The sequence below is a fragment of the Actinomycetospora succinea genome, assembly GCF_004363095.1.
In the GTDB taxonomy this organism is placed as follows: domain Bacteria; phylum Actinomycetota; class Actinomycetes; order Mycobacteriales; family Pseudonocardiaceae; genus Actinomycetospora; species Actinomycetospora succinea.
In genome coordinates, this window is record NZ_SNYO01000001.1 from 536,692 (window position 1) to 549,794 (window position 13,103).

Here is a 13,103-nt window from a genome sequence, read left to right on the forward strand (position 1 = left end):
AGCTCACTCGTGTGATCGAAGACCTTCGACGCCGGGTCGCCGGTCCTGTGCTCCAGGCGGGTGACGACGGCTACGAGGACGAGTTCGCCGGGTTCGACCTCGCGGTGCGCCAGCACCCGGCGGTCGTCGTCGGCGCGACCGGCGCCGCCGACGTCGTGGCTGCGGTGCGGGGCGCGGTCGCGGCGGGCCTCGCGGTCGGGGTGCAGGCGACGGGGCACGGGATCACGGTCCCGGCCGACGGCGACGCCCTGCTGATCACCACCCGGCGCATGGACGGCGTCCGCGTGGACACCGACGCGCACACCGCGTGGATCGACGCGGGCGTCAGCTGGGAGCGGGTGCTGCAGGAGGCCGCCCCGCACGGCCTCGCCCCGCTCGTCGGCTCCGCGCCCGCGGTCGGCGCGGTCTCGTACACCCTGGGCGGCGGGCTCGGGGAGCTCGGGCGGCGCTGGGGCTTCGCCGCCGACCGCGTGCGCCGCCTCGACGTGGTCACCGCGGACGGCGTCGCCCGGCGGGTCACCGCCGACGACCACCCGGACCTGTTCTGGGCGCTGCGCGGGGGCGGGGGCAACGTCGGCGTCGTCACCGGCGCCGAGGTCGACCTCGTGCAGCTGGCCGGGGTGTACGGCGGCGGGCTCTTCTTCGCGGGCGAGGACGCCGGGCCGGTGCTCACGGCCCTGCTCGCGGCCGGGCGCGACGCGCCCGACGAGGTCACCCTCTCGATCGCGCTGATGACCTTCCCCGACGTGCCCGCCGTCCCCGGGCCGCTGCGCGGGCGGTGGTGCGCCCACGTGCGGGTCTGCTCGTCGGGCGAGCCGGGGCGCTGCGAGGACGTGATCGCCCCGCTGCGCGCCGCGGCGACGCCGCTGCTCGACACCGTCCGGTCGATGCCCGTCACCGACATCGGCACGATCCACAACGACCCCGTCACGCCGCTCGCGACGAACAGCCGCTCGCGGGCCCTGCACCGCCTCGACGAGGACGCCGTGGCGACGATCCTGCGGCACGCCGGCCCGCGGACGCCCTTCCTCGTCGAGCTGCGCCTCATGGGCGGGGCGCTGGCCCGCCCGCCCGCCGTGGCGAACGCGGTCGGCCACCGGTCCGCGGCGGCCACCGTCTACACGACGGCCCACCCGCACCCGGACGGGCCGACGGCGTCCGACACCGCCGCCGAGCAGGCGTTCCTCGACGACCTCGACGCGTGGAGCGACGGCGGTGCGCTGGTCAACTTCCTCGCCGGGGCGCACGTCTCGGGCGCCGACGTCCGCGCCGCCTACGACGCGGAAACGTGGACCCGCCTCGTGGCGATCAAGTCGGCGTGGGACCCGGGCAACGTCTTCCGGATCAACCACAACGTCCCCCCGACGCCCAGCAGGGAGAGCCCGTGACCGAGACCCCCCTCGGCACCGTCGTCGAGATCGACGACCGCACCGTCCTCGTCACGGGACAGGAGCTGGACGTCGAGCACGAGCAGCCGGACGTCGGCCACGCGCTCGTGCACCGCACCGGGGACACCCTCGTGCTCGTCGACACGGGCGTCACCGAGGCCTTCCGTGCCGCGCTGAAGGGCGCCGTCGACCGGGTCGGGCCGTGGTCGCGACTGCTCCTGCTCACCACCCACGGCCACACCGACCACGTCGGCAACAACGACCTGGTCGACGAGCTCGCCGCCGAGCGCGGCGTGCCCGCCGAGCACCGGTTCCCGGCCCGCGACGTCGAGCAGATGCGCGACCCGGTCACCTACTGGGAGCACGCGTTCGCCGGCATCAGCGGCGTCGCCCCGCTCCCGGCGCCGCCGGCGCTGTCCGCGAAGAAGGTCGTCTCGCTCTTCCAGCCGATGCACCCGTTCGGCGCCACGAGCCGGCCCTACGAGGAGCGCCCGCTCGAGCGCCTGCCGCTCGGCCCGGTGCGGATGACCGGGTGGTCGTTCGCCGACGGCGCGGTGCGGGTGCTGCGCAGCCAGGGCCACACCGCGGGCCACGTCGTGGTCCACCTGCGCGACGCGGGGCTGGTGCACCTCGGCGACGAGGCCAACGGCGGCTGCGGGGCGATGCCCGACGCCGATCAGCTCAAGCTGCACTCCGTGCTCGGTGCCGTGGCCACCGCGGCCGCCGACGGCGCGGTGACGACCGTGACCCAGGCCCACGACGCCACGGTCCGGCGCGGGGCCGACGCGGTCGCCCACCTCGACGAGATGCTCGAGCAGGGCGTGGCCCTGCAGGAGGCCGCCCTCGACGTCACGGCCGGGCACGAGCCCGTCGACCCGCACCGCTTCGTCGACGACATCACCCGCCGCCTCGCCGAGATCGGCGGCGGCGGGCCGAACCCGAACCCGGTGTTCACCGGGATGATGTCGGTCAACCTGCTCGCCGAGATCGGGCTGCGCGCCGACCACGGGCGTGACGACCGGCCCTGGTCCCGGCCCGCTCAGGAGGACCCCGCGCCGGTCGCCGGGATGCCGCACGGACTCGCGCTCCTGCCCGCGGCCGCCGCGATGGCGGGCTGGAAGCTGCGCCGGCGCGACCGATGAGCGCGCCCGTCACGGAGGGCTCGCCGAAGCGGTGGCTGGTCCTCGTCGCGATGACCGGCTCGCTGTCGATGATCATGCTCGACCAGACGGTCGTGTCGGTCGCCCTGCCCACGATGGGGCGCGACCTGTCGCTGGACCCCGCCGGCCAGCAGTGGGTGGTCAACGCCTACGTGCTGGCCCTCGCGGCCCTGGTCGCCCTCGGGGGCAAGGCCGCGGACCTGCTCGGCCCGCGGCGCGCGTTCCGCTCCGGGGTGACGCTGTTCTTCCTCGCCTCGGTGGGCTGCGGGCTCTCCCCGGCGGGCGACCTCGGCGAGGCCACGATCATCGCCTGCCGGACGCTGCAGGGGGCGGGCGCGGCCCTGATGGTGCCGGTGTCGGGCGCGATCGTCATCGCCTCGTTCGGCCCGGGGGAGCGTGGCCGCGCCATGGCCATCTTCGCCGGCATCAGCCAGATCTTCGTGGCGCTCGGGCCGCTCATCGGCGGCCTGCTCACCGAGTACGTGTCGTGGCGCGCGGTGTTCTTCCTCAACGTGCCGGTCGGGATCGCGACCCTCGTGCTCGTGGCGATCGCCCCCGTGCCGGCCGAGCGCGTCCCCGGCACCCGCGTCCGGCCCCTGGACGTGGTGCTCGTGGTGGCGGGCCTGGCCGCGACGACGTTCGGGATCCAGCTCGCGGGCACCGACGGCCTGTCCTCGCCGGCGGTCCTGGCCCTGGTCGTCGGGGGGCTGGCGGCCACGGGCTGGTTCGTCGTGCGCCAGGTGCGCGCGTCCGACCCGTTGATCCACGTCCGCCTGTTCACCGACCGGGGCTTCACCGGCGCGGCCGTGGTCATGGGGTTCGTGCAGTTCGGGCTGCTCGGGCTCGTGCTCTACAGCTCGATCTACCTGCAGGAACTGCTCGACTTCGGGCCGATGAGCGCCGGGCTCGCGGTGCTGCCGCTGATCCTGCCGCTGACGCTCGCCGCCCAGATCGGGGGCCGGTGGTTCGACCGGGCCGGCGTGCGGGGCCCGGTGCTCACCGGCCTGGTGCTCTGCGCGGTCGGCACGGTCCTGTGGCTGCTCGCGCTGCCGGGCCTGGACTACGCCCTCCAGACGCCCGGGATGGCCCTGGTCGGGGTGGGGCTCGGGCTGACGCTCTCCCCGACCAACACCGACGCGCTCGCCCGCGTGGGGGTCTCCGAGCGCACCCAGGCCTCCGGCGTCGTCCAGACCGTCCGCCAGCTCGGCGGCACGCTGGGCGTCGCGGTGATCGGGGCGGTCGTGATCGCCGCCGACGGTGAGCAGCCCGGTCAGACCGCCGCGCCGGCCGGGATCGCCGCCGGGTTCGGGGTCGCGGCGGGCGCGTTCGTCCTCGCGGCGCTGGTCGGGGCCCTCCTCCTGGCCCGTCGGTCGCCGCGACCTACCGGAACGGTCAAGTTACCGGCTGGTACGAACCCCTCCGTCGGACCCGGGTGAGACACCGGCAGACATGGCAGGATCGCGCCCGTCAACGGACGTCGGCAGGAAGGTCTCAGCGTGGCGCGCGAATTCGCCCGGGTCGGAGTGGTCGGTCTCGGCACCATGGGTGCCGGCATCGTCGAGGTGTTCGCCCGGGGCGGCATCGAGGTCGTCGCGGTGGAGGTCGACGAGGCGTCGGCCACCCACGGCCGCGAGACCCTCGAGGCGTCGACCCAGCGGGCCGTCGACCGCTCGAAGCTGGCCACCGACGACCGCGAGGCCCTGCTGGGGCGGGTGCGGATCAGCACCAACCTCGACGACCTCGCCGACGTCGACCTCGTCGTCGAGGCCGTGCCCGAGCGCCTCGAGCTCAAGGCCGAGGTCTTCGCCGCGCTGAGCAAGGTCTGCGGCCCGGAGACGATCTTCGCGTCGAACACCTCGTCGCTCTCGATCACCGAGCTGTCGGTGCGCACCGAGCGCCCGCACCAGGTGGTCGGCATGCACTTCTTCAACCCCGCGCCGGTCCAGGCGCTGGTCGAGGTCGTGCGCACGGTCGTCACCGACCCCGAGGTGCTCTCCGACGTCACCGGCCTGGCCGTGCAGCTCGGCAAGAGCCCGGTGGTGTGCGGCGACCGCGCCGGGTTCATCGCCAACAACCTGCTCTTCACCTACCTCAACCAGGCCGTGGGGATGTTCGAGTCCCACTACGCCGGGCGCGAGGACCTCGACGCGGCCATGCGCTACGGCTGCGGCTACCCGATGGGCCCGCTGGCCCTCATGGACCTCATCGGCCTCGACACGGCCTACGAGATCCTCGACACGATGTACCGGCAGTCGCGCAACCAGCGCCACGCGCCGGCCCCGATCCTCAAGCAGATGATCACCGCCGGGCTGCTCGGCCGGAAGTCCGGTCGCGGCTTCTACACCTACGCCGCCCCCGGCTCGCCCGAGGTCGTCGCCGACTCGCTGACCCCGCCGCCGCCCGGGCAGGAGGGCGGCGACCAGCGATCGGTCCAGCGCGTCGGCGTCGTCGGCACCGGCACGATGGCCACCGGCATCGCCGAGGTGTTCGCGAAGTCCGGCTACGACGTCGTCGTCCGCGCCCGCACCGAGGCCAAGGGCGAGGGCGTCGTCGCCGGCATCCGCAAGTCGCTGGAGAAGGCCGTCGTCAAGGGCAAGCTCTCCGAGAGCGCCCGCGACGAGACCCTCGCCCGGGTCCGCCCGACCACGACCTTCGACGACCTCACCGACTGCGACCTCGTCGTCGAGGCCGTCGCCGAGGACCTCGAGGTCAAGCAGGCCGTGTTCGGCGCGCTCGACGACGTCGTCAAGCAGGGCGCGATCCTCGCGACCACCACCTCGTCGCTGCCGGTCGTCGAGTGCGCCGCGGCCACCCAGCGCCCCGACGACGTCGTCGGCATGCACTTCTTCAACCCGGCGTCGGTGATGAAGCTGGTGGAGATCGTCAGCCCGATCACCACGGCGCCCGACGTGACGAGCACCGTCCGCGCGGTCACGGCGAAGATCGGCAAGCACCCGGTGCTCTGCGGCGACCGCGCCGGCTTCATCGTCAACGCGCTGCTCTTCCCCTACCTCAACGACGCGACGGCGATGCTCGAGGCGAACTACGCCACCGCCGACGACATCGACTCGGCCATGAAGAACGGCTGCGGCCTGCCGATGGGCCCGTTCGCGCTGCTCGACGTCGTCGGCCTGGACGTGTCGCTGGCGATCGAGCGCTCGCTGTACATGGAGTTCCGCGTGCCGGGCTTCGCGCCGGCGCCGCTGCTCGAGCACCTGGTCACCGCGGGGCGTCTCGGCCGCAAGACCGGCCAGGGCTTCCGGGACTACCAGAAGAAGTAGTGCCCCGCAGGCCTCGTCGCACCCCGCCCCCCGCGGCGGCACCCCCGCCGCTGCGGGGCGGCTGGGTGCGCGACGAGGACGGCTGGACGGTGCGCTCGATCAGCGGCACCGCGGCGACGAAGACCTACGTCTGCCCGGGCTGCCACCAGGACATCCCGCCGGGGACGCCGCACGTGGTGGCCTGGCCGTCCGACGAGGCGGAAGGCACCGTCGAGCGGCGGCACTGGCACACCGGCTGCTGGCGCCGGGAGCGACGCTCCTAGCGGCTGGGCGCGGCGCTGCGCTGCTCGGGGGCCGCGGCGCCGCCGAGGTCCCCCGTCTCGTGGGTGCCGTTGGCGTGCGTCGGCGGGTCGGGCAGCACCGGGCGCCCGTCGCCGGGCGCCTCGTCGGGGAACGACTCCACGGTGGGCAGCGCCCCGAGGGCCGCGCGCAGGGAGTTCAGCTGCTGGCCGACACGGTCGCGCAGGCGCTTCATGTCGGCGACCTCGGCGTCGGCCTCGCGCAGGCGGCGCCGGGCCTCCTCGGACGCGTCGCCCACGTACTTGTCGGCCCGCTCGCGCGACGCCTTCTCGTCGGCCTCGAGCTGGCGCATCGCCTCGCGCCGGCGCGCCGCCATGGCCACGGCGAAGTCGTTCTCGACCTGCTCGCGCGTGGCGCGGCCCTCGGTGTCGAGGCGCTCGCGCTCCTGCTCGGCCTCCTGGCGCACGTGCGCGGCCTCGGCGCGCGCCGCGTCCATGAGGTTGCGGTGCTCCTCCTCCATCGCGTGGCGGCGGCGCTCGTTGTCGGCGAGGCCGTCGTCGTAGCGGTGGCGGGCCTGGTCGGCCTCGGCCTCGGCGCGCTCGAGGATCGCGCGGGCCTCGCCGCGGGCCTCCTCGAGGGCGGCGCGCGCCTGCTCGTCGGTCTCCGCGAGCGTCTGGCGGGCGCGCTGCTCGGCCTCGGCCGCCGTCTTGCGCGCGTGCTCGTCGGCGCCGTTCATCGTGCGGCGCGCGTATTCGTCGGCCTCCTCGCGGATGCGACGGGACGCGTCGGCGGCCTCGTCGCGCATGGACCGGGTCTCGTCCTGGGCGAGCCGCAGCATGCGCTGCAGGCGCTCGGAGAGGCCCTCCATGGTGTCCGGCGGCGCGGAGAGCCGGTCGACCTGCGCGCGCAGGTCCTCGACGTGCGCGCGGTGGTGGTCGAGCGCCCGGGCGAGCTCGGTCGCCTGCGCCACGGCGGCGTCGCGGTCGGCGGTGAGGATGCGCAGGTCCGCCTCGACGCGGTCGAGGTGCTCCTCGACCTGCCCGCGGTCGTACCCGCGGCGCACGACGTCGAAGCCGGTCCCCAGCGGCAACAGCTCGTGCTCGTCGGACGGCATGCGGGTCACGGTACCGGCGTGACGGAGGGTGCTCCACGGACGGGTGAGGGAGATTCCCGCACCCGTCCGTGGGTCGTGGAGGTGTTGATCACACGCCCCGGAAGCGGTTGATGCCCTCGAGGTGCTGGGCGCGCTTCTCGGTGTCCGTCACGCCGAGGCCCTCCTCGGGGGCGAGGGCCAGCACGCCGACCTTGCCCTGGTGGCTGTTGTGGTGGACGTCGTTGGCGGCCTCGCCGGTCTCGTGCAGCGGGTAGACGCGCGAGACGGTCGGGTGGATCGCGCCCTGGGCCACCAGGCGGTTCGCCAGGTAGGCCTCCTTGTAGTTCGCGAAGTGCGACCCGATGATCCGCTTGAGGTTCATCCAGAGGTAGCGGTTGTCGTACTGGTGCATGAAACCGCTGGTGGAGGCGCAGGTGACGATCGTGCCGCCGCGCTTGGCGACGTAGACGCTCGCGCCGAAGGTCTCCCGGCCCGGGTGCTCGAAGACGATGTCGGGGTCGTCGCCGCCGGTCAGCTCACGGATCTTCTGGCCGAAGCGCTTCCACTCGCGCGGGTCCTGGGTCTCGGGGTCGGACCAGAACTTGTAGCCCTCCTCCGACCGGTCGATGATCAGCTCGGCGCCCATCTTGCGGCAGATCTCGGCCTTCTCGGGGTTCGAGACCACGCAGACCGGGGTGGCGCCGCCGTTGAGCGCGAACTGGGTGGCGTAGGAGCCCAGGCCGCCCGAGGCGCCCCAGATCAGCACGACGTCGCCCTGGGTCATGTTGGCGCCGTTGGCGCTGACCAGCTGGCGGTACGCGGTGGAGTTGACCAGCCCGGGGGAGGCGGCCTCCTCCCAGGTGAGGTGGTCGGGCTTGGGCATGAGCTGGTTGGTCTTGACCAGCGCCAGCTCGGCCAGGCCGCCGAAGTTGGTCTCGAAGCCCCAGATGCGCTGCTCGGGGTCCATCATCGTGTCGTCGTGGCCGTCGGGGGCCTCGAGCTCGACCGAGAGGCAGTGCGCGACGACCTTGTCGCCGGGCTTCCACGTGTGCACGCCCTCGCCGGTCTTGAGCACGACGCCGGCGAGGTCGGAGCCGACCACGTGGTAGGGCAGGTCGTGGCGCTTGGCCAGCGGCGAGATCTTGCCGTAGCGCTTGAGGAAGCTGAACGTCGAGACCGGCTCGAAGATCGAGGTCCAGACGGTGTTGTAGTTGATGGCGCTGGCCATCACGGCCACCAGCGCCTCGCCCGGGGCGACCTCGGGGGTGGGCACGTCGTCGAGGTGCAGCGACTTGCGCGGGTCCTTCTCGCGCGAGGCCATCCCCTCGAACATGTCGGCCTCGTCGGCGTGGACGGTGATGCCCCGGTACGACTCGGGGACCGAGAGCCCGGCCAGGGCGGCGGTGTCGTCGGCGAGGATGGCGTCGCGGATGTCCTGCACGTTCTTGCCTCCGGGTGTGGTGCGGTGGCGCGAGGCTACCGACCGGTAACAGTCCTGGGGACCGGGGTGTGAGGTGGTCGGTGTCCTCTAGTGCTCGTCGGCGGGTTCGACGAGCTCCACGAGCACCCCACCGGCGTCCTTGGGGTGCACGAAGTTGACCCGCGAGCCGGCGGTGCCGCGGCGCGGGGCGTCGTAGAGCAGGCGCAGACCCTTGGCGCGCAGGGTCTCGGCGCTCTGCTCGACGTCGGTGACCCGGTAGGCGACCTGCTGCAGCCCGGGCCCGTTGCGGTCGATGAACTTGGCGATCGTCGAGGTCTCGTCCACCGGGGCGAGCAGCTGGACCGCCGGTCCGGCGTCGTCGCCCGGGGCGTGCAGCATCGCCTCCCGCACGCCCTGCTCCTCGTTGACCTCCTGGTGGGTGGCCACCAGCCCGAGGTTCTCGGCGTACCAGGCGATGGCGGCGTCGAGGTCGGGGACGGCGATCCCCACGTGGTCGATCGTGGTGATCCCGCTCGCGGCCAGGTCGTCGTTAGCCATGGCGGGCAGGGTAACCATCTGAATCGAAGTATCCGCTCCGTGACGCAGCGCACGCTCGATTTATCAAGCACGCGCGGCGGTCGGTACCGTCCCGCGCCGTGGACCTGGACCGACTGGTCGCGGAGGCGCGCGACGGGACCCCGCGCGCGGTGGCGCGGCTGATCTCCCTGGTGGAGGACGGGAGCCCGCGCCTGCGCGAGCTGGCGGCCGCGCTCGCCCCCCACACGGGGCACGCCCGGGTCGTCGGCCTCACCGGCTCGCCCGGCGTGGGCAAGTCGACGACGACGTCGGCGCTGGTCACGGCCCTGCGCGCCGACGACCGTCGCGTCGGCGTGCTCGCCGTCGACCCGAGCTCGCCGTTCTCCGGCGGCGCGCTGCTGGGCGACCGCGTCCGGATGGGCGAGCACGCGACCGATCCGGGGGTGTTCATCCGATCGATGGCCACGCGGGGGCACCTCGGCGGGCTCGCGGCCGCGACACCGCAGGCGCTGCGCGTCCTGGACGCCGCGGGCTGCGACGTGATCCTGGTCGAGACGGTGGGGGTGGGCCAGTCCGAGGTCGAGGTCGTGGCCCTGGCCGACACGACGGTCGTGCTCCTGGCCCCCGGGATGGGTGACGGCGTCCAGGCCGCCAAGGCCGGGATCCTCGAGGTCGGGGACGTGTTCGTCGTCAACAAGGCCGACCGCGACGGTGCGGACGCCACGGTGCGCGAGCTGCAGCACATGGTGTCGCTGAACCGCCGGGAGGTCTCCGGCCCCGCGTGGCGCCCGCCGGTGGTCCGGACGGTGGCCTCGGCGGGCGAGGGCGTCGACGACCTCGTCGGCGCCCTCGACGACCACCGCGCCTGGATGGCCGACCACGACCGGCTCGCCGAGGGCCCGCGGCGCCGGGCGCGCGCCGAGATCGAGGCGATCGCGCTGGCGGACCTGCGGGCGCGGATCCGGGAGCTGGCCGGGGATGCGGCGCTGGGCGAGCTCGCCGAGCGCGTGGTCGCGGGCGAGCTGGACCCCTACGCCGCGGCGGACGAGGTCGTGTCGTCGGTGCGGGGCTGACGCGTCGCGGGGGCTGCGGCGGTGGTCAGCGCAGGACGCCGGCGGCGGGCAGGGCGACGGCGAGCCACGGGATGACGACGGCGACCGTCGGGACGACGACGACCGCGGCGGCCGCGAGGTAGGTCCCGGTCGCGAGGGCCCGGCTGCCGCAGGCCTGGGCGCGCACGCGGGCCAGGCGGGCGCCGACCTCGGTGTCGCCGGCGGCGCCGAACGCCTCGAGCGCGCCGGCCATGGCCGTGTCCGAGCAGCGGGAGCGCCCGGCGTCGTCGGCGAGCATCTCCAGGAGCATCCCGACCGCGTCGCGGGCCTGGCGGCTGCGCGCGAGCACCGGGAACGCCTGGTGCAGGGCGACGAAGCCCTCGCGGACGAGGTCGTGGCGCGCGTCGAGGTGGGCCTGCTCATGGGCGAGGACGGCGCGCAGCTCGTCGGCGTCGAGCGTGTCGAGGGCGGCCTCGGTGACCACCACCCGCGGCGCGCGCCCGGGCACGCAGTAGGCGAAGGGCACGGCGCCGTCGAGCACCCGCAGCACCGACTTCGCCCCGCCGCCGCCGATCAGCGCGCTGCGCTCGGCGCGGTCGAGCAGGTCGACCATGTCCCGGTGGCGGGCGCGCCGGCGCCGGGTGCGCACCGCGAGCAGCACCAGCACGCCGAGCAGCCGCAGGACGATGAGGCCGGCGAGGATCGCCGCGATCGCCACCGCGACGACCATCGTGGTGCCCTGGCGCTGCTCGGGGCCCAGGGCGCGCAGCAGCTCCTCGGGGGCGGCGAGGGCACTGCCGACGGCGGCGAGCACGGCGGCGAGGGCGATCGCCTGCCAGAGCACGATGGCCGCGCGGGGCACGCGCTGCGGCCACTGGGCGCGGGCCAGCACCGAGGGGACGGGGCCCGCCAGCACGAGGGCCAGCGCGGCCAGCCACACCGACGCCATGGGATCAGTCTGGGGCCGGGACCACCGTGATCACGACTCGGGGCCGCGCTCCGGTCCGGACGGCATCCCGTCCGTGCGGGGCTGGGGCACCTCGGGCATGGCCGCCGCAGGGGGCGGCACGGCGCCGGGGCCGGCCTGCAGTGCGGCGCGCAGGGCGGCCGCCTCCTCGGGCCCGACCTGGTCGACGAACGCCACGAGCGCGGCCGTGCGGTCCTCGCCGACGTCGCCCAGCGCGTCGAGCATGAGCGACGCGGCGAGCTGCTCGCGCGTGGAGGCCGCCGTGTAGCGGTAGGCCTTCCCGTCGCGCTCCTGGCGGACCACGCCCTTCTTGGCCAGCCGGCCCAGGACGGTCATCACCGTGGTGTACGCCAGCTCGCGCTCGAGCCGGTCGTGCACCTCACGGACGGTCAGGGGCGCCGGAGCGGCCCACAGCTGCGCCATCACCGCGCGCTCGAGCTCACCCAGGGCCACGTCACGCATCCTAGCCGTGGATCCCCTTGCCAACGCAAACCGTCGTACTACGCTTGGTCGTAGATACGACGCAGCGTCGTAGGTGGGAGGTCGTCGTGACCGCACTGGAGCTGTCCCGACTGCAGTTCGCGGTCGTGACCGTGTACCACTACCTGTTCGTCCCGCTGTCGATCTCGCTCGCGTCCCTGACGGCGCTGCTGCAGACGTTGTCGTACCGGAGCGGCGATCCCCGGTGGCAGCGGTTGACGCTGGTCGCGGGCAAGCTGCTCATGATCACGTTCGCGGTCGGCATCGTCACCGGGCTCGTCCAGGAGTTCCAGTTCGGGCTGTCGTGGTCGGCGTTCGCGCGCTTCTACGGCGACGTCTTCGGCCCGACGCTGGCCATCGAGGGGATGCTCGCGTTCTTCCTCGAGGCCACGTTCCTGGGGCTGTGGTGGTTCGGCGCCGACCGTCTGCGGCCCGCGCTGCACCTCGCGACGATCTGGATCGTGGCGGTCGGCACGCTGATCTCCGCCTACGTGATCCTCGCGGCCAACGCGTTCATGCAGAACCCGGTCGCCTACACGCTCGACCCCGCCACCGGCCGCGCGCGGCTGGGCAGCTTCGCCGACCTGCTGACCAACGAGGTCGTCCTCGCCGCCTTCCCGCACACGATCGCCGGCGCGTTCGCCGGCGGCGGGGCGCTGGTGCTCGCGATCGGCGCGTACCGGATGCACCGCGGCGACCCGGACGGGCGCTGGCGGCTGTTCACGCGGGTGGGGGCGTGGACGACGTTCGCGGCCGGCGCGCTGGTGGCCCTGACCGGCGACCTGCTGGGCAAGGTCATGACCGAGGTCCAGCCGATGAAGATGGCCGCCGCCGAGGCGCTGTACGCGACGCAGGCCGGGGCACCGTTCTCGCTGTTCGCCGTCGGCGCGCCGGGGGCGAAGGAGCCGTTCTTCTCGCTCGACGTGCCGTGGCTGCTGTCGTTCGTCGCGACCGGCGACCCGACCGGGACCGTGCAGGGCATCGACGACCTGCAGGCCCAGTACACGGCCCAGTTCGGGCCGGGCGACTACGTGCCCGTCGTCCCGATGGCCTACTGGAGCTTCCGCCTCATGATCGGCTTCGGGGTGCTGGCGACGATCGTGGCCGCGTGGGTGCTGTGGAGGACGCGGCGAGGCCGTGGTCTGGCTCCGGGCACGGGTCTCTCCGGGTCGGCCGACCGCTGGCTGCTGCGCCTGCTCTGGACCGTGCCCGTGCTGCCGGCGCTCGCCGCCACCGCCGGCTGGCTGTTCACCGAGACCGCGCGCCAGCCCTGGCTCGTCTTCGGCCTCTTCCGCACCGCCGACGGGGTGTCGCCCGGGCTGACGCCGATCGAGCTCGCGGCCTCGCTGGCCGGGTTCGCGCTGGTCTACGGCGTGCTGGCGGTGGTGTGGGTGCGGCTGATGCTGCGCATCGCCCGGGCGTCCGACGACGCGCCGGTCCCGGTGGACGAGCCCGACCGTCCCCTCGTCCCTTCGTACTGACGGA

At 74.2% G+C, this 13,103-nt stretch carries 12 protein-coding genes; 7 read left to right on the top strand and 5 right to left on the bottom strand.

All coding sequences use genetic code 11. The features are described 5' to 3' along the window. The first annotated feature begins 11 nt into the window (after positions 1-11). The 5 genes from EV188_RS02645 to EV188_RS02665 are packed head-to-tail and all read left to right on the top strand — an operon-like array spanning position 12 to position 6,092. The gene (locus tag EV188_RS02645) at positions 12-1,388 is read left to right on the top strand and encodes an FAD-binding oxidoreductase (protein ID WP_133824654.1); all 1,377 of its coding nucleotides are present in this window, start codon (positions 12-14) and stop codon (positions 1,386-1,388) included. Next, positions 1,385-2,530, top strand: a complete 1,146-nt coding sequence (locus tag EV188_RS02650; RefSeq protein WP_166659687.1) for an MBL fold metallo-hydrolase — start codon at positions 1,385-1,387, stop codon at positions 2,528-2,530. The genes EV188_RS02645 and EV188_RS02650 overlap by 4 nt, the downstream gene beginning before the upstream one ends. Next, positions 2,527-3,984, top strand: a complete 1,458-nt coding sequence (locus EV188_RS02655; RefSeq protein ID WP_133824656.1) for a DHA2 family efflux MFS transporter permease subunit — start codon at positions 2,527-2,529, stop codon at positions 3,982-3,984. Before EV188_RS02650 ends, EV188_RS02655 begins: the two co-directional genes overlap by 4 nt. Positions 3,985-4,044: 60 nt before the next feature. Next, on the top strand, positions 4,045-5,829 hold the full coding sequence (locus EV188_RS02660) for a 3-hydroxyacyl-CoA dehydrogenase family protein (protein WP_133824657.1): 1,785 nt from the start codon (positions 4,045-4,047) through the stop codon (positions 5,827-5,829). Beyond that, entirely contained in the window at positions 5,829-6,092 is a 264-nt protein-coding gene (locus EV188_RS02665) for a hypothetical protein (protein WP_208113955.1), read from the top strand. Before EV188_RS02660 ends, EV188_RS02665 begins: the two co-directional genes overlap by 1 nt. Here the strand turns inward: EV188_RS02665 and EV188_RS02670 are convergent. The 3 genes from EV188_RS02670 to mce form a co-directional block, all read right to left on the bottom strand. Continuing rightward, positions 6,089-7,183, bottom strand: a complete 1,095-nt coding sequence (locus EV188_RS02670) for a DivIVA domain-containing protein (RefSeq protein ID WP_133824658.1) — start codon at positions 7,181-7,183, stop codon at positions 6,089-6,091. The genes EV188_RS02665 and EV188_RS02670 overlap by 4 nt on opposite strands. 88 nt (positions 7,184-7,271) lie before the next feature. Continuing rightward, positions 7,272-8,603 carry a crotonyl-CoA carboxylase/reductase gene (gene ccrA / locus EV188_RS02675; RefSeq protein WP_133824659.1) on the bottom strand — a complete coding sequence of 444 codons (1,332 nt, stop codon included), beginning with the start codon at positions 8,601-8,603 and terminating at the stop codon, positions 7,272-7,274. A gap of 87 nt (positions 8,604-8,690) precedes the next feature. Beyond that, complete coding sequence (gene mce, locus EV188_RS02680) at positions 8,691-9,140, bottom strand: methylmalonyl-CoA epimerase (RefSeq protein WP_208113956.1); 450 nt, start codon at positions 9,138-9,140, stop codon at positions 8,691-8,693. Positions 9,141-9,238: 98 nt separating this feature from the next. Between mce and meaB the strand changes: the two genes are divergently transcribed. After that, positions 9,239-10,192: a methylmalonyl Co-A mutase-associated GTPase MeaB gene (gene meaB, locus EV188_RS02685; RefSeq protein WP_133824661.1), complete on the top strand. Its 954-nt coding sequence runs from the start codon at positions 9,239-9,241 to the stop codon at positions 10,190-10,192. 25 nt (positions 10,193-10,217) lie between these two features. Here meaB and EV188_RS02690 read toward each other — a convergent pair whose 3' ends face one another. Further along, a complete protein-coding gene (locus EV188_RS02690) occupies positions 10,218-11,120 on the bottom strand; it encodes a M56 family metallopeptidase (RefSeq protein WP_133824662.1) in 903 nt (300 codons plus the stop codon). Positions 11,121-11,150: 30 nt separating this feature from the next. Further along, positions 11,151-11,591, bottom strand: coding sequence for a BlaI/MecI/CopY family transcriptional regulator (locus tag EV188_RS02695; protein ID WP_424922902.1), 441 nt, complete (start codon positions 11,589-11,591; stop codon positions 11,151-11,153). A gap of 95 nt (positions 11,592-11,686) precedes the next feature. Here EV188_RS02695 and EV188_RS02700 point away from each other — a divergent pair, with 95 nt between their 5' ends. Further along, the gene (locus EV188_RS02700; RefSeq protein ID WP_133824664.1) at positions 11,687-13,099 is read left to right on the top strand and encodes a cytochrome ubiquinol oxidase subunit I; all 1,413 of its coding nucleotides are present in this window, start codon (positions 11,687-11,689) and stop codon (positions 13,097-13,099) included. Positions 13,100-13,103 lie beyond the last annotated feature (4 nt).

Bases quoted from the DNA above. Each gene is read 5' to 3' on its own strand.
- mce (WP_208113956.1), bottom strand. From the start codon at position 9,140: ATGGCTAACGACGACCTGGCCGCGAGCGGGATCACCACGATCGACCAC.
- EV188_RS02655 (WP_133824656.1), top strand. From the start codon at position 2,527: ATGAGCGCGCCCGTCACGGAGGGCTCGCCGAAGCGGTGGCTGGTCCTC.
- EV188_RS02690 (WP_133824662.1), bottom strand. From the start codon at position 11,120: ATGGCGTCGGTGTGGCTGGCCGCGCTGGCCCTCGTGCTGGCGGGCCCC.
- EV188_RS02670 (WP_133824658.1), bottom strand. From the start codon at position 7,183: ATGCCGTCCGACGAGCACGAGCTGTTGCCGCTGGGGACCGGCTTCGAC.